Genomic DNA, 22755 nt, shown 5'->3' with positions numbered 1-22755 from the left:
GTTCCTTAACGGACGGCATTAAACCGGATCTGTCGGCGCATAACGGTATTGGCTTGCTTGTTCGTAGGCGTAAGCGAGACGGAAAAGCGAAGGCTCGCTGTAGGCGGTTCCGACGAAAGTGATTCCCTGCGGCCCTTTGGTCGTATAGCCGCCTTCGGCGATGATGCCTGTCTCTGCGTACCCGCCCGGCACGGTAATGGCAGGATACACCGCATGCGCGGACAAATCAATCCCTTCCTCGTTGCCTAGGAACAGCAGCGCGTCCAGCCGATGTTCACGTATCACGTGGTCGATGCCTTGGTCACGGGATAACTCATGGTTAAGGCGCAAACACTTGGCGTACACCTGTTCAGACAATGTGTCGCTTGTTCCATTCGACCAGATCAGCTTGTCATGCCCATATTTAAGTGCGACGTCGCGATTCGCTTCGTTATAGGCTATGAGTTCATCTAACGACCAAACGAATGCGCCGGGGTCAGCTTTGGCGAGATAGTCGTTCAGTCCTTTTTTGAATTCGAACCGCATCACGTCCCAGTCCCACTTCGCACTCTCGCACTCTCGCACTCTCGCACGGCAACGATACCGGGTCTACGACGATCGCCCCGCGTACCTTGCACAAGGTGATCGCCCGCTCGATAATCACCGCCCGGGCTTTGTCCAATCCTCGATAATAATATCGCGGAACGCCAATTCTCGCGCCTTGCAAACCGTTCGCGTCCAAGAAAGGCGTATAATCCGTATACGCTATTCGCCTATTCTCTAGCATAGCCGCATCTTCCGGATCTGCCGCCGTCATGGCCCCGAGTAAGATCGCGGCGTCCCTGACCGTACGCGTCATCGGACTGGCCGAATCTTGGCTATGTGTAATCGGAATGATTCCTGTACGACTGACGAGCCCGATAGTCGGTTTTATACCGACGATGCCGTTTTGGGAGGACGGGCTGATGATCGAACCCGAAGTTTCTGTGCCAATGGCAGCGGCACGCAGATTCGCGGCAACCGCCGCGCCAGAGCCCGAACTCGAGCCGCCTACAAACAACTCGCCGGGCCCATAAGGATTAAGCGTCAGACCGCCCCTGGAGCTATACCCCGCCCACATCGTGCCCGACATGAAGTTAGCCCATTCCGTCATGTTTGCCTTACCAAGGAATACACATCCCGCAGCCCTTAATTGCGCGGCCACGGCCGAATCCTTTGGAGCGAAATGTTCAGCAAGAGCAACCGAATCGGCACTAGTATGCATGCGGTCACCTGTATCAATATTGTCCTTGAGCAAGATCGGGATGCCGTGAAGCGGTCCGAGAGCCCCGTGTTCCCGTCGCTCCGAGTCAAGTCTCTCCGCGACTGTTCTCAAAAATAAAGTAGTAGACTGACAGCGCCTGTTGTAGCGCTGTTTATTTTTTATCGGATGAGCTGCCTAGTAAAAATAGGTTTTAGACTAGAGGCTTTTGAGTTAGAAGTGGGAAGATGAAAAAGGAAAATAAAGTAGTAGACTGGTGGTGTTCTCCACGATCCTTGTTGCATAGGATTCCGTCGAGCTCCGCGCACCGGCGGCGCATCGATCCGGAATGACACAACCAGGAGCAGTCCCCCGGGCGACTGACGCGATCGTTATTGCAGGAGTGGCCAACAAGCAGGGCGGGTCCCGTTGAGCTCCGCGCGCCGGCGGCGCATCGATCCGGAATAACAATCTGGAGCAGCGCACCAAGGTGACTACCGCGATCATTATAGCTAAGACTTTATTTTCTAGTCTAAAACTACATTTTCACCGAACAACCAACTGGAGGGGCCATGCGGCTTTCCTGACGAGCGGGAGCGATCAGCGGGATTTCTGGATATGGCCTCATCACTTCTTTGCTACTAATAGGTGAACCGAAGCCAATGTTTGACGGAATTTAGGAGTGGAACCAGCAGGTCGTATAATAATGAAATAACACCGCTATAAAAGAAGGGCCTCATATCCGATCCCAGCGGAAGATGAGGCTCTTTTTCGTAGATGTATTTTATTGTTGCACGTTTTATTGGTAGCTTATTCACCACTAATCATCAATCCTCTTAGTAAAATAGAATGCCCCCGCAGTGAGAGCGTTCTCACTACAAGGGCAGACAATTACTAGCAACGCTCTACCAATCAGGTTCGGCACTGTTAAGTATTACTTTGTGCTCGTTAAGATGCGTTGTTAACAGTGGCGTTACGGTGAATAGGAAAGCAAAGGTGAATATAAGCAGCTTCTTTTTCACAGGCTGTACCTCCCTTATTCCGTTTTTAATCATTATGACAGAATTTCTCAATAATTTCCATGTCTTCTATTGAAATCTCCTTCTGAAGCTGTCGATGATACTTTAATAAGAGTCCTAAGCATTCGAGCACTTTATCAGCCGCCCCCAGCTGCCGATAGTAACTCATACTATGTAGGAGGCTATCAAAACCGTCCTCAACGCATCCTATCGTGAGCTGACACACACCTTTTCGCTTGTAGTATCGTGCAGCCTGCTTGATCCGGTAGGGATGAGAGAGAATGTCCTCGAATAGAAATTGATCCTCTGAGTCGATCAGGTCTTTTATTAGAGCTTCATCGCCACGCTCTAAATAGACTTCCAAAAGATCACTCACAATGCTTACACGACTGTCCTGCTGAGCTTCAGCCAAGCACTGCTCGTACAGGCGTATCGCATCCTCGTGCTGCCCCTTCTTTGCATGGAGAAGTGCTCGCAGATGATTCTTTCGATAGTCTGCGTATTCGCTATTTTCGTACTCCTTCAGGTAGTATTTCGCTAGTATCAGATCGTCCAACCTCAGGTATGAATTGACAATTGAAATGAGAGCAGAAGCTTTAGGTTTATTGTCAGTGTCATCTTCGCGAATCCCTTTTCTACAAAAATCTATACTTTCCGCATAGTATCCTAAGATGTACGCATGTGTCCCCATACGATAGTTATAAGTAATACGTTCCACTGGCTGCAGGTACTCGATATAATGTAGCAATTCTTTTCCTCGGCGGAAAGTTTCATCAAATCGCGAGAAATCGTCCCTTTCTAACATATATCGCTCATAGAGGCATTTACCCAAGTAGAAAGGAATGCCGCGTTTTCTCGTATGATCAATTATTATGTCGTACAAGGCCAGTATAGTGTCGCGATCTTCTATTTCGTGTACTACCTGAAGCAAATGGTCTAACGCAAAGAATGTGTCTATTTTTGTAGACTCCAGTAACTTTTGAGCGGCTTGTCGTACCAGCGTTTTGCTGTTTAGAGTGATAGCCTCTTTTAAAAGTAATTGAATCGATGTAGGTCTTTCGGTTGTACCTAAGTAGCTGGCGATCACATCGACATACGGAATTTCGAGAGTTATTGCGATCTTTTTCCACTGAGAGAACCCTGGTTGTCTTGTTTCCCCTGACTCGATTTTTGAAAGTGTTGTCTTGCCAATACCTGTACGCTCTGCAAGCTCACTCAACGATATATTTTCCCGTTGTCGGTAGGCAAGGAGTAATGCTCCAATTTCTTCCGTAAACATTGGAAGCCTCCTAAAAAAATTTATCGTTTTTAATTTTTTTAATAATAACACATTCGTAAATATTTGGTAATACTTACCTGTACGAAAAATGTAGATTATTGAAATCTTGCATATAGGTTAGTTGAAAGTGTATGGATTTTTAGGGAGGGTTATTATTCTTTGGATGGAGCTACGACCGGGTGTACTCTAAATTAACAAATCATGCAGGACGATAGTTACGTCTGGCTACCACCTACTGATGCGATAGGTATATACTGCGCTTGGTGACAAAATAGAAATACTCTTATTGGGATAAAATCGAGAAGAAGGAAAATATTTACACAAACATGAACTTTTTGTAAAATATAGCAAATTTAGTGTTTTCTTGTGTTATTACTAAGGAGGAGTAGATTTAATATGGGGGAAGACACGATAGTTCGACGATCATTACGTTCTGAGATTCAAAAAAACGTAAAAGAGAATGGATTTACGCTTAGCAAACTAAGTGAATTGAGCGGTATTAGTACGGGACATTTGAGTGAGATGCTAAATAGCAATCCGCCGCGTGCCATAACGGTGAACCAGTTGGATGCTATGGCTACCGCTTTTGGATTTGCTCCTGGATGGCTGTATGAATTGTATCCAGAAGAATGTTTATCTGAGGGGAAGATTTCGCGCCCACGATTGGTACCTTATTTGGTACGGTGCGCGGAGATCGGACAAAAGGATTGTATCGAAGCCGCTGTTTCTAAGCTATTGGAAAATCCGAAATATATCACCATTCTCTTTGCTGTAGCAGAGCAGCTATTTGAGAGCAAGAAATGGAAGGAGTCGGTTCCTTTCTATGAATCCGTGATTGACAACGAGAAGGATAGCCACTCCCATCAATTTGTCATTAGTCACTATCGGTTATTTCGAGCTGTACAAGGAACAAATTCCGAAGAAAACTGGAAGGCTGTTATTCGTTTTGAATCCTATCGGAAACGGCTCTTGGAGAATTATCAGCTGGATGCGCTGCTGCAACTAGCCAATGTGTGTTATACGCTTCGTAGGTGGAAAGATGTTGAAAAATATGCGGATGAGCTACGAGAATTGGCTACAATAGTCTATGAGGATGAGCTTCGCAAAAGGAACAGTAGTAAGTCCAGCGAATCATTCAAGGCGGAGCGTCATTTGGTTGTCTATTATGGACAAGGATTTCTGCTAAAGGCCGAAGCATTAAAAAGACAAGGATTTTATAAAGCAGCTAAGCAGTATGTTCAAGGTTATAGTGATCTAGGATGGTTTGAAATCATGGATGAAACGGGGCAACGCGAAGTAGAGAAATTTCGTGTTTGGGCAAAAATTAATTCGTATACCCTTGATCTGTTGGTAGGTAACCTTGAAGTCTTATCTGAATGTATCTCCTTTCTCGATGCCCATCCAGCAGAAGTTTTTCCTGCATTAGTAACAATCATGGAGTGTGCAAATAAACACAGGTTTGGTGTAGATGAGATATTAGAACGTTTTTCAGAATATTTTAGTTACACAGATGATAATCTGAACAACTTTAGTGTGAGTCAACATTTCCGTTTTCGGTATCAGAAAGCCATTTATGAATATCAAAGAGATCGATTCATAAACGGCCTCGATGAAACTTTACGGTGTCTCGCTTTAGCTGATAAAATGAGTAATCATCAGGCATTCAAACAATGTATTTCCTTATTTGAAAAAAATAGGAAGTATGCATCAAGGAGTCAGATGATTACCTATCATACAATTATCGAGGGAGGGACACAATCAAATGAAAGCAGCGGTACTCTCATTAATTCTGATGTTGGGATTGTTTAATCCTGTAAATGGGCAAATGGAATTCAAACAAGACAGAATTGGAATCATTCAATACGACAATGGAGTAGGAGGCTAATAAACTACAGAATGGCAGACAAAAGCATCCTCTTAGGGGCTTCTGCAAAAGTGGAGTTTTAAAAAACAAAGAATTTCATGGGGACTAATATGTCTCCCTAAACGCGAAACGAGCCCTTTCTAAAGGCTCGTTTTTCTTTTGTTGTTCTAAAAAAGTGGACTTTTGCAGGGCTCTCCTTTTGGGAAAGACCTTTTTGATTTCCCCATTTTTCTAAAAGCGTATTTTTTGGGGGACTATTGTATAGTTGAATTGTAAGAAAAAGGAAGGTGATAACCATAGGAGCGATTGCCTATAAAAAGGGCGTTCCACCCCTTCACCAGGTTAAAGGAACGCCCACAGGAGGAGCAGTTACAGCTCCTATAAGTAAATGTACCACGCTACCAAAAGAACGGGAAGGAGGAACTAATCAGGATATAGAACAATTGAAAACCATTGTGGAAAAATTACGGGAACAACTGGTGGAACTGTTTTTAGAGAAGAATGATTTGTTGCATGAAGACGTTGTGGAATTAAGCCAACGATTGGATCAATACATTCTAGTCATTCAGTCAAAAATGATGAAGAAAGAATGTGAGCAAGTGTAGTAAGGGAAAATCTAGCGTCATCCCTCTTAGAACAGGTAGATTCATAGTAGAAAAACATGTAAAAGAACGCACCAAATTAAATGTTAGGAGGATCATTAAGTGAAGAAATACTTACTAACTTTACTCGCTTTCACTGTGCTATTAATAAGTCCATCTGGTTCGTATGCGGAAAATTCTAAGGACAACATCGAAGAAAGAATAGAAAGAGGTGAACTAAAAAAACTTCCTTCAACTGAAATTGAACTTACTATTGATTCTGGTACAGGTGAACTTTTAAACACAGAGGAACTTTCTTCAATTCATCTAGCAGCAATAGAAGAACTTGAAGATGAAACCGGAGAAAAACTAGACAAGAATTTCGAAATATCAGAGCATGATGTTCAGGAGTTACATCTGGAAGAAAATACAGACGAGGAAGTCTCCCTACGTTCAAAAACTGGAGGTTCAGGTGTTAAACTTGTAGCGGGTCTGATAATAGATGAACGAAACAAAGAAATCGTTTCGTATATAGAAATTGAGGATATCAATGTTGCCAGGGTGGCAATGATTACCGGGAAAGTAACATTGGAGTCTTCAACTAATCGGAAACGATCATACCGTGATGAAGATGTTTTTCACTACACCTTTACAGCTCCCGAAATAAAAGAAAGAGCAATGAAAGTAAGCGATCCAGTCAGTATTGTAGATACAAATTTTTGGCGGACTGTAAGCACGTCATTAGCAACATGGCCCAATGGGAAAACCGATGCAGACCATAAGGTAGGAAAAGAATTTTTGCTTAACAAAAAGGGTATCGAATATCCTAAGTATAGAGACGCTCATAGTAGAATAAAAATGTTTGAGCCTGATGAAGCAGACCTCGCTTGGCTTCCTAAATCCCAGCGAGAACAAAGAGATCCAGGAGTTAGGAAGGAATATATTAAATGGTATGAGAATAAATATGGTGTACCAAATTTTAATTGGAGCGATGTAGATATCCACCATATTATTCCTTTGGCTTATGGTGGGTACAATGACTTCGACAACTTGATTCCATTACCAGAGGATTTTCATAGGCAGGAAGTTACCCCTTGGTGGGCATCTTATGGTAAGTACATACCAGATGGAGATGACTACTAAAGCAGGAAAGGAGATCTGTTTTTGGAAGGAAATATTTGCTTAATGGCACTAGAGGGATTGAAAAGACGGCTTGATAAAGACAACACACTGTTGGTGCAAAGTCTACGAGGGGATGTGTATCAAGCAGCATTTTCATTTAATACTCCAGCAACTGATTCTGAGATAGAAAAATTTACAAGAGTTACAGGATGGAGCGTACCAGCAGATTTCCAAAAATTCATACAAATACACAATGGAGCTAGGCTCTTCCGGGACATAAAATATGGAGGTGGATATGAGCTATTGAGCCTAGAGAAAATTATACACAATCATCTTGATTATATGCCTAAACATTGGTATCCAATCTCTGTGAGCAATGGTGACTATATCTTTATTGATTCAAATCGTGTAAAAGAAGGAAAAGCGGATTATTTAGTTCGCTTTGATCATGATGATGACGTCATTCCAGAAAATGGATCAACTATGAAGATGAATTTTGAAACTTGGTTGGAAAGATTAATCATTGCTCAAGGAACAGAGTTTTGGACTTGGTAAGTGGAAATAAAGAAGGGGCTGTTTCAAAAGTCGATTTTTTCGACTGAGAGACACCCCCCTTTTTAATATCGGAACCCTTATACATCAACATTTCTGAGGGATTTCTCTAGTTTTCTAGTTGTTTCGTCCGCTGTGACAGCTACGCTAGTTTTGTTAACGTGGGAATTACGCGGTTATCTTAACTCCAATGTGACAATCACTGTTAAATCAATGGTTGCCACATTGTTTACATATATTCAAAGTAGTTTGTTTTAAGTTGTTTAATTATCTCTGTTTGAGGAAAATTTAGACTAATCCGGCTTTATAAACCAAAAACCAGTCAATAATACGAAAATAAAGTGTTAGACTGTTTTTTGGTTTATTGCACTATCGATCCTCGTTAGCGGAACAAAAAAGGTTTGAGTCTCTTTGTCCGGCTGCTTTCGACCAGCTGTCCCGACGGTCGGATTCACATCGGCAAGTTACCTAATCTCCGTACGTCGGCACACACAGCCCCCCTCCCGAGGCTGCCATCAGCGGACGCAAGCTGCCATCTCCCAGCAAATTTTCGGCTTCCTGTAGCGGTGCATGTCCGTTTCCGTCAACACGTTGATCACCCATCCGTCAAACAACCGACGCAAATCTGTTTCGTCAAAAAAACGTTTCCGCCGCCCTTCATGCTCGTAATAACGGGGTTCCAATTCGATGCCCTGGCCGGCACCGTAATGAACATCGCGCGTGGAATTCAAGCGGGCTAGCAGCAATCCGCCAGTGCCGACAACTCTCGCGATTTCGCTAACGATAGAAACAGTATCGTCCCAGTGAAAATAATGCAGGGACAAATCCGCGACAACCGCCCTCGCGCTACCATCCGGAAACGGCAATCCTTCCGTCATATCGAATAGGTTTGTTTCAGCGCCTGGCACATATTTGCGTATAATCGCCAACGACTCAGAGGAGAAGTCGCAGGCGATGACCCGATAACCTCGTTCCGTTAAAAACAAAGAGTCGCTGCCATATCCGCAGCCAAGATCAATGACCGGTCCATCTTGGGCCGATGCTAGCATCGGCTCGTATTTTTCCAGCCAAAAATCCACTTGCGGCTTGCCAAGATTCACATCGGCAAACACCTCGTTCCAATGGTCAGCTTCTGAACGTTTCGTCATGGTCAGATCCTCACTTTCTGCGGAGAAGAGCGTAATAATTAGATACTTGCTATCATTTTGACAAAAGGAACGGTAGCCACTCTCATAAAATCACTCCTGTTGCATAATTCTATTTTTTTGTTGAAAAAGATTGCTACCCACGCCTTCGCTTGGGCTACACCCTCGATCTTAAACACCTAACTCAATGTACTATGAATACTATAAAATTGAATATAGATATCTAGTGTTTGATGAAATAGAAAGAATGGGCAACTCTACATTGAATACTGTAAAGTCACCCATTCTGACTAGTTAAGTTAATCGCGTTTTGCTGACGGCACCATAGTTAATTACATGATCGCTAAGGTCTTACCGCTACAAATTTCGCATTTGGTTGGCGGTACCCCCTTGAATATTTTGGAGTTAATTAAAGATAGTTCGGATTAAACCGCAACTGCATCCCCTCAATCTCTTCATAGTTAGACATGATTTTTCTTGAAAGATTGGGGGGATTTTTTAGCAAGAAGTAATACTAGAAGTTTGGCAGGTGAATAGCTTGGATAATTTAGTAATAAATGAAGGGTGTTCTGTCGGTGCAATTAAACTAGGTATGCGCGAAGAAGAAGTGCAACAATACATTCAGTTATATATGGAAAAATGTCTTAATCCTAGAATATCCTTTCATAGGAACTTTCCTTGTGAATATGATTCAGAAGGAAGGCTAATTTATATAGAAGTTGTAAATGATTTGAAAAGACATTTCAACATTTTATTCAGGGATATTGATGTATTTAACACCAGGGCAAATCAACTTGTAAAGATGATTGACATTCTCTCTCCATATGATAGAAAAAGTGCACATGGTGGGTTCGTGTATAAATTTCCTGAATTAGGATTGAGTTTTTGGAGAGGCAACGTTCTAAGTGAAGAAGATATGGAAGAAAAGTGGTTTAAAGAAATGGACCCCGAGATACAAGAGGATGAGATGAAGAATTTGTATTTTGAAACTGTAAGTATTTATTCGATTTCTAATTCCCCAAAAGAGTGAGCTTGGTATCTGGCAACCCTTACCCTCATTTGCATGACCATCTTTGAGTAGGTTATCCTGCTGGGCGCGTACCATTAAAAAACAGAGGCATAGAGTTACCCATTTTTATACGTATTCGGCTGTTCCCCGTCGGTAATCCTTGACGTACAGGATACCGACGTTTTTTCTGTCATCCAGGGCATCCGCATTTTGTTGGCGGTACCCCTTGTAGAGCTGTTTAATTTTTATCGGATGAGTTGCCTAGTAAAAATAGGTTTTAGACTAGAGGATTTTGAGCGAGAAGCGGGAAGATGAAAACGGAAATTAAGTAGTAGACTGGTGGGGTTCTCCACGAGCCTTGTTGCAGAGGATTCTGTCGAAATCCGCGAGCCGTCGGCACATTGATCAGGAATGATACAACCAGGAGCAGCCCTCGGGCGAATGCCGCGATCGTGGTTGCAGGAGTGGCCAACAAGCCGGGCGGGTCCCGTTGTGCTCCGTGGGCCGGCGGCGCGTCGATCTGGAATTACAACCAGGAGCAGCTCCCGCGACTTCTGCGATCAGTATAGTTAGCTAATCAGTCTAAGACTTTATTTTATCGTCTAAAACTACATTTTCACCGAAAAAATGTTAAAGGGAAGGGAAATCTGTTTTGTTTAATACATCATTATTAATCAGTTCAATTATTTGTTCGATAGAAAGAGTGATGAGACCTTCACAAATATCAAGGTCAATTCCTGTTATCTTCACGAAAAGATCAATATCCTGAAGGTAATATTCTTCTAAACTTTCAACAGTAAAAACCCGCATTTTTCCACCCCTATTGTTGATTCTTTCATCAGCTTATTCAATTCGAGGTAATAATGAAATAGTAACAACGATACCAGTACTTTAACAGGGTGCAAGTATTACAATTGCTACTTTTATTAGGATTTTGTTTGGAATTGCCCCCACCAAACGTTCGTGATAAATCCGGAAGCGCAACCAGGAGACCGAGCTTTGTTAGTCCAGCGATGCCACAACTTTGTTTACTCGGAATATCATCGCAACCATTTAAAAATCGTAATGGGAAAAAAAGAGGGGAAGAACACACTTATTCTGTAAAAGTAACAGTCCGTTAACAGAATATAATAATCAGATTTATGCCAGCTCAGCATTGCTCTCGTCACTCTAGTTGTCTGATTGCTGCAGCTCGCCCGTTCGGTAGTTCGACCTAATTGCGGGTTTTAAGGGTCCCTTTTCATAATTTAAGAACTCTTTTTCGGCCCAGGCCACCTCCCGCCTTGCACGCGACGCCCGCCCACCCAAACTAAATTAAGTACCTTGGTACAATTAGAGGATACTCAAATTGAAATGAAGGTTCCTTAATTTAAGAAAGGGAAAGAAAAAAGCATGGCAAATAGGAAGAGTAGGGGAGCAGCACTGCGTTGTACTAGAATCAGATTCTTATTCTGTTAGCGAACTGTATGGTATAATGAAATGATGGAATCTTTTGGCATGGGGAATCGACTCCCCTACTATTTTTAAAGAGAGGTGGTTCCTTTCGTGAATTCAGACAACAAGAAAATAAATCAAATCGAACCGTCCATTATCAAATTTGGAATGGGAAATAGAGAGCTGCTCATGATCATGACTCTTAGAGCGATTTCTAAGGGAATTCAGACAGCAAAGGAAGTCTTCGAGGAAGTTATGCCATATTATCCCGGCCGTAGTCGTTCCATGGCGTTTCTTTATGAGGTATTAAAGGAATTAGAAAAGCGGGGATTATTGACTTCCTATAAAGAGGGGCGCACATCTATTTATTCTGTAACGGAAGCGGGGATAGAAAGCTTTTGGTCCGAGCATGAAGAGACGTGTGATGCAGTTTATTTGATCTCAAATTTTCTGTTGGCCAAGCTTCGTAATGATCCCGCTCTTCCGATGGAGATAACCCGAGACCAACAAAAGATGTTTAACAGGCTCATCAATGTTAGGGAGATGGTTTCGACCATATTCATGCGGGAATTGACCAAAGGCAAGAAATTAACCGGCAAGCAGCTGATGGACATCATTCACAATGACTATTCCTGGTATTGTTCCAAAGGTTACTTGTACGAAATTCTTCACTCCCTAATGGGAGCGGGTTTGGTCGATGCTGAATGGGATCATCCAATCCGACGAAATATGCTCTCTTACCAAATCACTTCATTAGGAGAAGAATTACTCCCTAAAGAACTACAAACTACAGTAGATAAATTACTTGAAATTCGGTTATTTATGGAGTCACTGGACAACCTCTTTAAAGCTGATAAGAAGGAGAACAAAGCTAATCATTTTCATCCATCTAGGGGGTTAAAATGAAAATATCCAAGATTAATGTCCATCAAGACTCATGGGGAGAGATTAATTGGGTTTCACTTAGAAGAGAACACGAGGGAGAAACCATTTCTGTAAAGCTGATTCCGGGAAACCGGTACCTCGTAGAACCGATTAATCCTCAAAAGAAGAAGCATCGGGGTCGAATTTGTAAGATCAATGGGTTTGAGCACAACCGTATTGGGGACCCATTGAAGATTCTTGTTCAATTTGAAGATAATAATCGACATGGCAAAGTATCGATTGATGATTTACTTGAACATAAACGAAAGCAAAAAAAAGAACGGCGGCCCGATCCCTTTGTTGCATTTCTTAAGGAACTGAATCATCCCTAGTAATTGTCTCTCTGATTCTGCAATTATATTTATTTTCGCTGAATTTGGAGAGATTTTAACGAATGGTTTAAAATAGACTCAATGGCAGAATGTGGCGTTAATTGAGTACATTTAAGCACTTAGCACTTCATCAAAATAAGACATAGGTGAAATAAGGAATCCGGAAGAACCAAACTACTAAAAGCTAATGTAAGGAAATAATTAATTTCTCGATTTCTGAAAAAGTACAGAGGGTGAACTTTATGCAATCGTTATTGGTCGTTATGCGTTCTTTTTTTAAAGGAACAATGATTCTATGCGTGTTCGGTATAGTCTTAAATCACTTCGGTAATGCAGGTAGCCTTTCTGGCTATATGGTCATGCTTATTGGGATGACATTGGCAGGCATTGGATTGTATTCTGTTGGTCCTGGTGAAGCGGAAGACAAATAGGGGTACAGCTATCCGATAAATTGGCTGTTTCCAACAGGAGGTAGACTTAATGTTAGGAAAACCTTTTGTATCTAAAATTTCAATTGGAACGATTACATCCAATGGAATACTAAGTGCATTGAAGGGTGCTTTTGGAAGAAATGATGTTGTTTACACCGTGTATAGTCCAGCTTCAGAGAAGCTGTTTAAATCACTACACTATAAAGAGAGCTATATTCAATCCTTTCGCGATAGCTTATTAAATGTAGATTTTGAGGTGACCATACTGGATGATTCAGTTAGTTTAAATGGTAGATCCAAGAATTTGTTGTTCTTTATTACGAACAAAGTAAACGAAGACGATTTAAGAGAGATCTTAGATAACTTCAAAGACTCATTAGCTGTTGAGAAAGTTTATTAACATTACATAGTTGGGAGGAAAACGGCATGCTTACTGAAGCGCTGAACGGTTTAAAGAAGGGCGATGTGGTTGAGCATTCAAAGTGTCACCGGAGTCAATGGAAACATTTAAATCATGGGATTATTGATGATATCTCGCAATCTGGAAAGTCTGTGTATGTTGATTGGTATGACGAGAACGGAAAGAAATTCCACTGGGCAAAGTATAATGCTCAGTTGATCATAAAGCGTGGATTGAAAAGTTAACAAAGTAGTTATTGAAGTAAACGGAGGGATTTTCAAATGACGATCACATATAGGTATATCCGATCTGGACAAATTGAAGAATTGAAGATTGAAACACTTGATCGAGCTATGGGTTTGGCAGCATTGAACTTTCGTGAAAGCATCGAACCAATTGAGATCGTTGATGGAGATAGAATGTATGGTGTGGCGGAAATGAAGCAATACATCAAGGAGCACAAACTTAACTAAATAGTTATCGTGTATCCAGGAAGAATCGGACTGGATCAATCAGGAGAACAGCTGCGTGGTTGATCCGGTTTATTGACTGAACAGAAAGGAAGGTGGGAAAGTGGCTTCTGACTATGTTTATTTTAAATCTTATAGCATCGATGAAGATGGGTATTTAGCTTTCCATGAGGATAGCTCTGACCAATTCTCGATAGGACACGACACAGCCGCCAGTTTAATCGCAATTTTACGAACGGTGGTGCCTGACTTTTACATTCCTGCAATCGATCCGTATGAGTGTGAGGGTTTTCTTAATCCAGACGGACAGATAAAAAATCTCATTACTCCTTCTACCCTTTTAAAAGCTTCACAAATGGCCATTTCATTATTGGATCAAATTGAAAACCCACTCGACGGTGTTGATTCAGAGCCAATTTTTGATATAAATCATTTTTTTGGTTTTAGTATTGAAAAACAAAAGGAGAGGCTAATATACGCACTTAATAAAATCAGAGAGTTATCTAATGAAGGTTATTTCATCATTCACCTCAAAGATTAAGTAGTTAGCGTATCCAGCGGCGCGGGCCGATCCAATTGATCGTACAATCCTGGATACACAATGCTCATTAAATAAAGGAGGAGCATTGATGTCCAATCACTTATTTATATTTACCTTATCGGGATTGGGTCTAGTGGCTTTGATCGGGATTCTGATTTGGTTTTTATTAGCATATCCAACGTTGCTACTTCTGTTCTGTTTGGCAATCATGATTGGTTTAGGTGTACTTGGATGGAAAGCAATTGTATGGAGTGCTAAAAATCGGAATTAAAGGGATGATTCTTATGGATTTGATGGATGTTTACTTGATTTCTTGCGGTGTTGTATTTTCTGCATCTATGACCTATGTATTTTATAAAATTTTCTTTGTTAAATAACATATTGCTCAAAGAGATAAAAGGAGGCGTTAAAAATGTACTTTGTTGATGAAGCTCATAAGCGTAATTTTGTAACCTTGCTTGAAAATTTCAAGGATAGCTTGCCGAGCATTGAATATGAAGTTGCAGCGTACATTATGGCTGTACCAGAGATTTTGAAAAGGCTACCTGTAGATTCTTTAAGGTATCCATTTGAATGGGTGTATCTTTGGGAAGATGAGAACGATCCTGAAACCAAACGACTCTCAGACGCGATTTTTTATATGGATGATCCGTACAAAGAATTGGTCATGGCTGGATACCACATGTACAATGGTGAACCATTTCGTCTGAATACAGGGTTATATGTTTGGAAGGAAACACACTTTAATATATTCATTCAGGCATGCAAAATTAGAGGGAAGTTTGACTTTTGATTTAAACAGAAGGAGAGGATTATTCGTGGAGAAAAAAGCGTCTCTGTTTGAATTAATACAAGAATTAAATCCAGATCAAAAAATTGCACTTTTGGGTTATATTCTTGGTAAATATATGGATGACGAAAAATTTTGGAATTTTATTTCGGAAGGTGTTGACCTGTTAAAAGGGATTACGTTTGATGTGAATGGGAAACCAGTTGTTTCAAAAAAGATTGATTTGCAATAGAGCAAGAGTGTAATTCGTTGCTCATCGTGTATCCAGCGGTCAGACTGCTCATTATGTGAAGGAGGATACGAATGGGAAAAATGCCTATCACCGTTTTAGAGCAAATAAATGGAGTCATTTCAGATATTACGGAGAATTTGGATAAAACAAAAAGAGAATTGCTGAACTGCGATCCAGCAGACCCAAAAGCCAAATCATTAGAGCAGGAGGTCGCTTTTTGGCAAGAACGTCTTAACTTCTTACTCACACAAAGGGATAAAGTACAAGCCAGTGGGAAAACACGTTATGTTTACCCGTTCGGTACCATGGAGTATTTCAGGCAAGAGTTTGATGACGTGAAATACATTGAGGCAACGTTTATTTATTTCACTAAACGCATACTTGAGGTGACGGAGACACCCAGCAAGAAAGTCAGGTACATGGAAAATCTTATGAAAGTTTACAACGAAGTCGGGGAACAAAATGCGTAGGGAGGTAAGTCAAATGTCTGCTAAGAAGCTCTTGGAAAAACTTGAAAGCTACGAACAGTCGGCCTATGACGGTGGAATCGGCGTAGACTGGCTGGCAAACATCGGTGAGTTTTTTCACTCCGACCTTGCGTTGCATTTTACGGAACGTGCATGGATATTTGAAAGGAATGCTTAATGATGAAGGAAACACAATCGGATAGTGGTTTTTGGGAAGCAATTAAATTCAGCAGTAAAAATGTGTCATGGGAACATGAAAAAGCTCTACAGCAAAGAAGTAATGGTAAGTTGTCAGCTCGGGAAGCACTAGAAAGGCTAACAATATTGAGTACGGAAATAAACTGGCTGGAGGGTATTCTCAAAGAATCCGATCCGGAAAAAAAGATACCCCTATCTCTAAGCGAATTGTTAAGCGAGCAGCTACAAAATCGTTTGGAGAAGAAAAAACGGCTCATAATTGCTTTGGATTCGACAGAAGTGGATTTTGCTGAATAGTTTTCTTGTAATCAGCGGCCCGGATCGATCGCACCCGGATACAACACTGCTCATTTTGAAAAGAAAGGTTGGAAAAAAAGATGAAAGTATATGAATAGATCGAGCTTCTCAAAAATATGCCTCAGACAGCGGAAGTTAAGACAGACAACGGAGATTACTTAGAAGATCCAGAGCGCGTGGAAACAGACTCGAGAGGTTATGTGATAATTCGTAACTCTTAGGCTTTACATTTATTTCGTAAACATAATTGGAGGAAAAAGACCATGAATAAAAATGATTTAATGTTATTACTGCAACAAATTCAAAGCTTCGCACTAGATTCTCAGCAGTATGTACAGGCAGAAGACGAACAAACAGTTTATGGAAAGTTAAAAGCTATACAAGCTTTATCTAATAAAGCAATACAAGAGATTGATAAGAAACACGGTTGCTAATTTTTCTATTGTGTATCCAGGGGCGCTGATCGAATGAGACTGGATACACAATGCTCAATGTGATAATGAAAGGGAGAAATGTGCAATGGATATGAACGAAATTATCTACATGGGAATTAAGTTGGGAAATGGTGAGTTTAACAATAATGATGAGCTAAATGAGGTTTATCTTGATGTGGAATTTTTAGACGATAGCATGGCGCAGTTTAACGGAAATTGCCTAGTCATAAGACATTATAATCAGAGCATCGTAATTTGGGATAACAGAGGGAACATGCTTTATGAGTCAGCAATAATCGACATTCCGTTTTTCAGACGAGAACTATTAAAGAAACTTGTTGATTAACATAGTGTGTAGTCTGTATCCACCGGTGGAGCAACGCCGCGCGGATCGGCTAGACGCGGTGAATACATTGCTCAAATTGCAAAGTAAAAAGGTAGGTGTTACAAGATATGGAATCATCAATTGGACCGGTCATTCAATCCAGAGAGCCTAGAGAGCCTGATGACCAGGATAAGGCAATAGAATGGTTGGAGAGTAGAGGATATGAAAGAGTTATGGATTTTTCAAATGATGAAAAATCCAATGATGAAAAAACTGGTTGGAGAAGGCAACAACACTTTCTATCAGACGACGAGCTGTTCCAGCCTAGCTTTAGACTAAAAAATGACATAACACTTGAAGAACTCAAGGCTTATGTAATAAAAAAGGAAACTACAACGGTATTAGAAAATAGGCAAATTGATGGTCTGATACATGAAATGTTAGGCAATCAAGTGAAATGGTACTTGTATCCTTTTGGTCCTATTATTCCTGAATATACAAGGGAACTTAAAAATGAAGAAATAAATGATTTATGTTCCTTTTTTCGTAAGTATGGTAATTGATTATTCGAATTGTGTAGGTAAAGCCTGCACATGGATTTATGGCGAGTTAAAAGCTGTTACAGAAAAGTTATCACAGTAGTTAGCGTGTATCCAGTGACACGGATCGCTCCTGGTTACACTCTGCTCATTTTGAAAGAGAGGTGAACACAATGGGTTCCACGGCCGTTAAATCGAAGTGTGAACGTGAACCTTGCACGCGTGAGCGGTTTGAACTATGGAAATCCCCAATACAGTTCGACAATCGATGGGTTTGTAAAACTTGCTGGAACATGCTCTACAAGCAGTCGAAAGTTTCAAAATAAGTCTTGGATACAAAACTGTGTATTCAAATCAGAGTGGACGGTGGGACATATACATGGCAAAAATTCGAGAGGTTTCAAAATTACTTAGTAGGGCAGGTCTGTGGGAAACAAGGTCACTGCAAGCCGCCGCGAAAGGTGATCTCAATAGAGCAGGAAATCTTAGAACAAAGGCACTACAACTTACTGAAAAGGCTCGAAGGTTGGAACAATCTGAAAGCAAATAAGTGAGTCCTCAGTGGATTTAACATTTTAGTTATTGTGTATCCAGCTGCGCGGATCGATCGCACCTGGATACCCACTGCTCATTGTGAATAGAAAGGTGATTACTGATGGAATTGGTGGTTATAGTTTTTCAAATTGCTATTACTGCTGGGGGAGTTGCTTATTGTTCTGTTTTGATATGGGATACATGGAAACATAAGAAGAATTAACTTAACACTACAGTAATGCTCAAATGTTAATTGGAGGAGTAAATCATTAAGCAATTTCATATAAGCGACATATTAAGCGTAACTACAGGAAAACTTGTTACTACAAGACATGATGGAAGGAATTTATGACATCCTTAACCATTTGACAGGCGAGACTCTTTTCACCCATCAAATTCCGAGAGCAATGAAAGTTTGTTCTCCATATCTCTTACAACAGCATCCTAAACTATTGGTTGTTGATGTAAATAAGGTTAACGAGGAAAACTGGGAACAATGGATAAATGAACAAGTTAAAACTTTTGGCGAATACCTCCCCGTAGATCCGCTGGTCCCAGGAAGATACCAGGTAATGGAACCAATTGAAGAAGCGAAACAAATGAAATCTGCTCATTTTGATAAATCAGAGGGGAGCGAATGCGTATGAAGCAGTTTATCGAGCGTCATAGTGAGCAAATCTTGAAAACGATGTTTATGGCCATATTTTGTACTGCTATAGCTCCAATTGTAGCTTATTGGCTCACGCATTAAACTGTCTGCTCATTAAAGAAAAGGTGGGATATGAATGAAGAAACATACGTACAAGGGCTATGAAATTACTCGGGGGAGCTACAAGGGAACAACGGATGATTGTATTGACGGTTGGTATATTGATGATCCAGAAAGTACCACAATTGATAGACGAGGAAAAGGACATAGAACCTTAGAAGAAGCGAAAGAACAGATTGATGAATGGGAGCAAAAGGCCCAAGCATATAAAGAAAAAGCTGGTTACTAATAACGGTTATTGTGTACTTGGATACAGAATGCTCATTGTGAAAAGAAAGGGTGGATTTTGATTGGGAAATCATAAAAATAGTCCGTGGACCTATGAAGAGGCAGTGACTTCGTTAAATTCTTTCTTCGAAGAAAAACTCGGTAATCCGGATTTGCTTATTTACTATTTGTTAGGTCAAATGAAATCAGTGTTGAACTTTGAAAATTGGACACCTTCGGCAAAGGTTCAATACCTCCAATACTTAACAAAAGCTTATGAGGAGATTACGAAAGATTCGAGCTCTACAAAATAGTTATCGTATATCCAGCTGTGCGGATCGATCGTACATGGATACGCACTGCTCATTAAGTAAATAACGAGAGGTGAATTATGTATAAAAGTTTTCGGGTCAAACTCAGTTCTTGTATTCACTGTGGAGCAGATTATCAAAACTCTGGAAATTCCTATCGCTGTGATGAGGCGTATCTGGATAAACCGAAGATTTGTGGCAACTGTCAAATCGGTAAGCTTTATGTAATAGACGTAGTTAGTGAAATCTGTGTTTTGTGTGGAAATATGGTTGAAATAAATGACGAACGTAAAAATAAATGTCCTGAGTGTGAAGCTAAGTTTGAATCAGCCACTACAAAATCTAGATAGCACCATTGCCAAACGGATCAGCGCGATTAACTGAATGCTCATATTGTTAAGTGATTGAAAAGATAAATAGGAACTCTTAGGAGCATGTATTAGCTAAAACAAAGCTAAATACAAACGTGTGAAATCAGAAAGGGTTAAGAATGAATAGACATGAATTTATAAAATTACCACGCTACGATGAAGAAGTGTATTTCCTTCAAACGTTGAGACTGGATCATGCCATGGGGGGAGCTATGTTTGATAAGCTCTCAGAGATTCTTATGGTTGAGATAGAAGAAGCAAAGAAACGAAGTGAAGATGAAAAAGCAAAATCGCTTGAGCTCTTTTTGCAGCAGATTACAGAGGCAGTACGGTCTTATCGAGATTTCGAGGAAGATTTCATACTCAATCGAGTAATATGGACCAAAGAATTGACATTGTATATGCTTCGCAAGCGCTACGACAGCGGTCATCTAGTAAACTCCGGAAGCATGCAGCAAGGGGGAAAGGTGCTACGACGGATACTTGAAAAAGGTAGACGCTTTTTTGGAAGTTGGGATGAGTGCTTAGAGGCAGCGGGTATTCCTCCAAAGGATATACGAATAAGTAAGAAAGGGCAGAAGGTAACGTAGAATGCGCTACTATAACCAACGTTTTGCAACGAATGAAGAAAATACGATCTTACGCACGCTTCGGTCCGACTTTGGTTACAGCATCCTTACTCATCTTGTCGATGCGTTGAGTACTCCTCTTTTAGATGATGAAAGTAAAAGGATGTTAGATCCATTTCTTCAAAGTAGTAAACAGTTACTCGAAGTGTATAAAAATGAAAATTTGCTGTCGCTACAACCAGGTCAAATTCAAGAAATGCTAATGGAAAGACAGCAGCAAGGCAAGTCACTTGCTGAGCCGGTAATGAGGGAAGAGGAGCTTGTAATTTATGAGGCGATTACAAGAAGATACGACTATTACGTATTTTTAAGGATGTATAGATTTGATGCAAAGAGAATCAGGAACGAATATAACGTACAGCAAAGAAAGTTAAAGGCTGAACGAAGAAGAATTGACAATCAGAAATGGCTTGAGGAAACGTACGAGGAGCGAAGAAACCAAATCCTAGACAATATCAAAGCGCTTGCTGAAAACTATAAGGGGAAGGTGTCCCACGCACTCTACAGGAGGAAGTACCCTAACTCTGGATCGGCAGTAGAGATCAAGGAACTGTTTGGGGATTGGAAACAGGCGTTAAACGAAGCAGGAGTTAAAGAAATTATGGATAGGTTCGAGGTGTTGGAAGCTGCAAAAGAAGAGGGCCCAGAGATCGTACATCTTAAAGAGCAAATCATTGAACAAATCAGAGAATGTCACCTAGATAACGGTAAGATTTCTGCCAGCATCTATGAATTGTCTGGCCGTTCCCCATCCATAGAGGTCGTAAAGCGTGTTTTCGGAAAATGGACGGATGCTATGATTGCGGCTGGCTTGCCAACCAATAAGACGACTCATCGAAAAGCTGAAAGAAAGAACAAAGTTCATACAAGTCTGCACAGCGAAATTCACGAGTTAAAACTGTCTTTAGAACTGATAAATCAGGAACGTTTAGCTTTGCGTCAAGAGTTAAAAGACCGAGATTTAAAGCTTGTACAGGAAAAAGAAAGCATCCAAGCGCGTTTAGTCGAATTAGAACAACTACATAAAAATCCACTGTAAGAAGCTCTGGTTATCGTGACAGCATGTGTCAACGAATGCTTAAAGCGAGTAGATTGCGGTCGAACGCACTATAAGGATGGCTTTAGAAGGTTACACGTTCGTTGTGTGAATGAAAGTGAAGCCGAGCACCGCCAAAAGGAAAAAGAGCAGCGTAAGGCTGCAAAACAAATAAATAGAGTGAGGGGGAGAATTTTGACTGAATCGTTAATAAATGTTTCTGTAAATCTATTAATTATTTGTATTTTTTTATCGCCAATTGCTATTCTCGTGCGACTTTACGAACTAAAAAAAAGACGGGATCTATTCAAAAAATTTCCGATATCTACTACTGATTTAAACAATGAGTTTATTTTCAGATTGGTAGATGACGTCACTAGACGAATTGTTAAATACAAGCATTACGGGGATAAATATATGGATAGTGCCCTTTACACAAGATTAGTGACATTACGGGATAAAATTGCAGAAAATGGTGGATTGGATGAAAACGATATTGTGCATGTCAATTCGCTGTATCGTAATCTATCTCCTGATAAATAGGAATGCTTAAATTTTTTGTACGCTCTGTACCTGGATACAGAATGCATGCTCGCTAAGTAAAAAAAGTAAATTAATAAGGCACCAAAAGTACTTGGAGGTGTGAATTTTGAAAAAGGAAACACAACTAAGAGTAGTCAAATTCCTTTCAACTTATCATTTTAGATTTTTTCAAATAATGCTTTCTTTACTTGCTATGAAAGGGATATTAATACCAGATATAAATGGTAGTAAAATGGCTGCCATAATGTTATTAGTGGGCAGCGTAATAGGAACTATTGTATTTCAATTTCTAATCAAGTCGAAGCACGAACGGGTAGAAGTGGACTTTTAATTGAAAGCAGCTATGAAAGTATGTAAATGAATAGTCAGGGTAGAATCGATCTACCCACAATGCACAGTGAGATAAAGAGGGGTGCAAGAGGTGGAAACATTTACAGGAATCTTTAATCTACTGAGTCATCCAATTTTAAGCGCAATTCTCGTACCGTTGTGTCTTACAGTTGGTATTTTTACGGTTAGAAAAAGCAATAGAGTACATAATCCCAAAAGATCATTATTCATCTTTTTCTGTGGGTCATTGAATATCATGATATCTGCAGTGATCTTGTTTAATTTGATTAAGGTAGAGGCGGAAACATTTAAAGGAATCTTCAATCTACTGAGTCATCCAATACTAAGCGCAATTCTCGTACCGTTGTGTCTTACAGTTGGTATTTTTACGGTTAGAAAAAGCAATAGAGTACATAATCCC

32 protein-coding genes are annotated in these 22755 nt (G+C 40.6%); 27 read left to right on the top strand and 5 right to left on the bottom strand.

Annotated features, from left to right (window positions below; translation table 11 throughout):
* Positions 1–18: 18 nt before the first annotated feature.
* The 3 genes from AB1L17_RS22275 to AB1L17_RS22265 form a co-directional block, all read right to left on the bottom strand.
* Positions 19–528 (bottom strand): amidase, encoded by a 510-nt coding sequence (locus tag AB1L17_RS22275; protein WP_412847515.1) that lies wholly within the window; start codon positions 526–528, stop codon positions 19–21.
* Positions 476–1354: an amidase family protein gene (locus tag AB1L17_RS22270; RefSeq protein WP_412847516.1), complete on the bottom strand. Its 879-nt coding sequence runs from the start codon at positions 1352–1354 to the stop codon at positions 476–478. Before AB1L17_RS22270 ends, AB1L17_RS22275 begins: the two co-directional genes overlap by 53 nt.
* A gap of 912 nt (positions 1355–2266) precedes the next feature.
* Positions 2267–3517, bottom strand: coding sequence for a helix-turn-helix domain-containing protein (locus AB1L17_RS22265; RefSeq protein ID WP_412847517.1), 1251 nt, complete (start codon positions 3515–3517; stop codon positions 2267–2269).
* Between the two features lie 396 nt (positions 3518–3913).
* On the opposite strand from AB1L17_RS22265, the gene AB1L17_RS22260 reads away from it, so the two are divergent.
* The 4 genes from AB1L17_RS22260 to AB1L17_RS22245 all read left to right on the top strand — a co-directional run bounded on the left by AB1L17_RS22260 (position 3914) and on the right by AB1L17_RS22245 (position 7639).
* A complete protein-coding gene (locus tag AB1L17_RS22260) occupies positions 3914–5326 on the top strand; it encodes a helix-turn-helix domain-containing protein (protein ID WP_412847518.1) in 1413 nt (470 codons plus the stop codon).
* A 342-nt stretch (positions 5327–5668) separates the two neighbouring features.
* Positions 5669–5986 carry a Spo0E family sporulation regulatory protein-aspartic acid phosphatase gene (locus tag AB1L17_RS22255; protein WP_412847519.1) on the top strand — a complete coding sequence of 106 codons (318 nt, stop codon included), beginning with the start codon at positions 5669–5671 and terminating at the stop codon, positions 5984–5986.
* Between the two features lie 99 nt (positions 5987–6085).
* The gene (locus AB1L17_RS22250; RefSeq protein ID WP_412847520.1) at positions 6086–7105 is read left to right on the top strand and encodes a hypothetical protein; all 1020 of its coding nucleotides are present in this window, start codon (positions 6086–6088) and stop codon (positions 7103–7105) included.
* Positions 7106–7126: 21 nt separating this feature from the next.
* Positions 7127–7639, top strand: a complete 513-nt coding sequence (locus tag AB1L17_RS22245; protein ID WP_412847521.1) for an SMI1/KNR4 family protein — start codon at positions 7127–7129, stop codon at positions 7637–7639.
* A gap of 512 nt (positions 7640–8151) precedes the next feature.
* Here AB1L17_RS22245 and AB1L17_RS22240 read toward each other — a convergent pair.
* Positions 8152–8784: a class I SAM-dependent methyltransferase gene (locus tag AB1L17_RS22240; protein ID WP_412847522.1), complete on the bottom strand. Its 633-nt coding sequence runs from the start codon at positions 8782–8784 to the stop codon at positions 8152–8154.
* 535 nt (positions 8785–9319) lie between these two features.
* On the opposite strand from AB1L17_RS22240, the gene AB1L17_RS22235 reads away from it, so the two are divergent.
* Positions 9320–9811: a hypothetical protein gene (locus tag AB1L17_RS22235; protein ID WP_412848885.1), complete on the top strand. Its 492-nt coding sequence runs from the start codon at positions 9320–9322 to the stop codon at positions 9809–9811.
* A 609-nt stretch (positions 9812–10420) separates the two neighbouring features.
* Here AB1L17_RS22235 and AB1L17_RS22230 read toward each other — a convergent pair.
* Positions 10421–10600 (bottom strand): hypothetical protein, encoded by a 180-nt coding sequence (locus AB1L17_RS22230; protein ID WP_412847524.1) that lies wholly within the window; start codon positions 10598–10600, stop codon positions 10421–10423.
* 735 nt (positions 10601–11335) lie between these two features.
* Here AB1L17_RS22230 and AB1L17_RS22225 point away from each other — a divergent pair.
* The 22 genes from AB1L17_RS22225 to AB1L17_RS22120 form a co-directional block, all read left to right on the top strand.
* Positions 11336–12130 carry a helix-turn-helix transcriptional regulator gene (locus tag AB1L17_RS22225; protein ID WP_412847525.1) on the top strand — a complete coding sequence of 265 codons (795 nt, stop codon included), beginning with the start codon at positions 11336–11338 and terminating at the stop codon, positions 12128–12130.
* Positions 12127–12480, top strand: a complete 354-nt coding sequence (locus tag AB1L17_RS22220) for a tudor domain-containing protein (RefSeq protein ID WP_412847526.1) — start codon at positions 12127–12129, stop codon at positions 12478–12480. Before AB1L17_RS22225 ends, AB1L17_RS22220 begins: the two co-directional genes overlap by 4 nt.
* A gap of 242 nt (positions 12481–12722) precedes the next feature.
* On the top strand, positions 12723–12911 hold the full coding sequence (locus AB1L17_RS22215) for a hypothetical protein (protein WP_412847527.1): 189 nt from the start codon (positions 12723–12725) through the stop codon (positions 12909–12911).
* 49 nt (positions 12912–12960) lie between these two features.
* Positions 12961–13311, top strand: coding sequence for a hypothetical protein (locus AB1L17_RS22210; protein WP_412847528.1), 351 nt, complete (start codon positions 12961–12963; stop codon positions 13309–13311).
* Positions 13312–13337: 26 nt separating this feature from the next.
* Positions 13338–13556 (top strand): hypothetical protein, encoded by a 219-nt coding sequence (locus tag AB1L17_RS22205; protein WP_412847529.1) that lies wholly within the window; start codon positions 13338–13340, stop codon positions 13554–13556.
* Between the two features lie 36 nt (positions 13557–13592).
* Complete coding sequence (locus tag AB1L17_RS22200) at positions 13593–13784, top strand: hypothetical protein (RefSeq protein WP_412847530.1); 192 nt, start codon at positions 13593–13595, stop codon at positions 13782–13784.
* 100 nt (positions 13785–13884) lie between these two features.
* The gene (locus AB1L17_RS22195) at positions 13885–14322 is read left to right on the top strand and encodes a hypothetical protein (RefSeq protein WP_412847531.1); all 438 of its coding nucleotides are present in this window, start codon (positions 13885–13887) and stop codon (positions 14320–14322) included.
* A gap of 88 nt (positions 14323–14410) precedes the next feature.
* Positions 14411–14593 carry a hypothetical protein gene (locus AB1L17_RS22190; protein WP_412847532.1) on the top strand — a complete coding sequence of 61 codons (183 nt, stop codon included), beginning with the start codon at positions 14411–14413 and terminating at the stop codon, positions 14591–14593.
* A gap of 141 nt (positions 14594–14734) precedes the next feature.
* The gene (locus tag AB1L17_RS22185) at positions 14735–15115 is read left to right on the top strand and encodes a DUF2538 family protein (RefSeq protein ID WP_412847533.1); all 381 of its coding nucleotides are present in this window, start codon (positions 14735–14737) and stop codon (positions 15113–15115) included.
* A gap of 25 nt (positions 15116–15140) precedes the next feature.
* Positions 15141–15344: a hypothetical protein gene (locus AB1L17_RS22180; protein ID WP_412847534.1), complete on the top strand. Its 204-nt coding sequence runs from the start codon at positions 15141–15143 to the stop codon at positions 15342–15344.
* Between the two features lie 71 nt (positions 15345–15415).
* The gene (locus AB1L17_RS22175) at positions 15416–15814 is read left to right on the top strand and encodes a hypothetical protein (RefSeq protein ID WP_412847535.1); all 399 of its coding nucleotides are present in this window, start codon (positions 15416–15418) and stop codon (positions 15812–15814) included.
* 13 nt (positions 15815–15827) lie between these two features.
* Positions 15828–15989, top strand: coding sequence for a hypothetical protein (locus AB1L17_RS22170; protein WP_412847536.1), 162 nt, complete (start codon positions 15828–15830; stop codon positions 15987–15989).
* On the top strand, positions 15989–16306 hold the full coding sequence (locus tag AB1L17_RS22165; protein ID WP_412847537.1) for a hypothetical protein: 318 nt from the start codon (positions 15989–15991) through the stop codon (positions 16304–16306). Before AB1L17_RS22170 ends, AB1L17_RS22165 begins: the two co-directional genes overlap by 1 nt.
* Before the next feature lie 263 nt (positions 16307–16569).
* On the top strand, positions 16570–16740 hold the full coding sequence (locus AB1L17_RS22160) for a hypothetical protein (RefSeq protein WP_412847538.1): 171 nt from the start codon (positions 16570–16572) through the stop codon (positions 16738–16740).
* Between the two features lie 85 nt (positions 16741–16825).
* On the top strand, positions 16826–17086 hold the full coding sequence (locus AB1L17_RS22155; RefSeq protein ID WP_412847539.1) for a hypothetical protein: 261 nt from the start codon (positions 16826–16828) through the stop codon (positions 17084–17086).
* A 107-nt stretch (positions 17087–17193) separates the two neighbouring features.
* Complete coding sequence (locus tag AB1L17_RS22150; protein ID WP_412847540.1) at positions 17194–17628, top strand: hypothetical protein; 435 nt, start codon at positions 17194–17196, stop codon at positions 17626–17628.
* Between the two features lie 827 nt (positions 17629–18455).
* Entirely contained in the window at positions 18456–18785 is a 330-nt protein-coding gene (locus AB1L17_RS22145) for a DUF7736 domain-containing protein (protein ID WP_412847541.1), read from the top strand.
* Between the two features lie 138 nt (positions 18786–18923).
* On the top strand, positions 18924–19136 hold the full coding sequence (locus AB1L17_RS22140; RefSeq protein ID WP_412847542.1) for a hypothetical protein: 213 nt from the start codon (positions 18924–18926) through the stop codon (positions 19134–19136).
* 779 nt (positions 19137–19915) lie between these two features.
* Positions 19916–20386: a hypothetical protein gene (locus tag AB1L17_RS22135; RefSeq protein ID WP_412847544.1), complete on the top strand. Its 471-nt coding sequence runs from the start codon at positions 19916–19918 to the stop codon at positions 20384–20386.
* Between the two features lies 1 nt (position 20387).
* A complete protein-coding gene (locus AB1L17_RS22130; protein ID WP_412847545.1) occupies positions 20388–21464 on the top strand; it encodes a hypothetical protein in 1077 nt (358 codons plus the stop codon).
* A gap of 15 nt (positions 21465–21479) precedes the next feature.
* A complete protein-coding gene (locus AB1L17_RS22125; protein WP_412847546.1) occupies positions 21480–22004 on the top strand; it encodes a hypothetical protein in 525 nt (174 codons plus the stop codon).
* Positions 22005–22425: 421 nt separating this feature from the next.
* A partial coding sequence (locus tag AB1L17_RS22120) for a hypothetical protein (protein WP_412848884.1) occupies positions 22426–22755 on the top strand: 330 nt, incomplete at its 3' end.

This window comes from Brevibacillus jepli, assembly GCF_047229145.1.
Taxonomy (GTDB): Bacteria; Bacillota; Bacilli; order Brevibacillales; family Brevibacillaceae; genus Brevibacillus.
The sequence above is the reverse complement of the archived record's forward strand: the minus strand, read 5'-3'. Positions and strand labels throughout refer to the sequence as shown.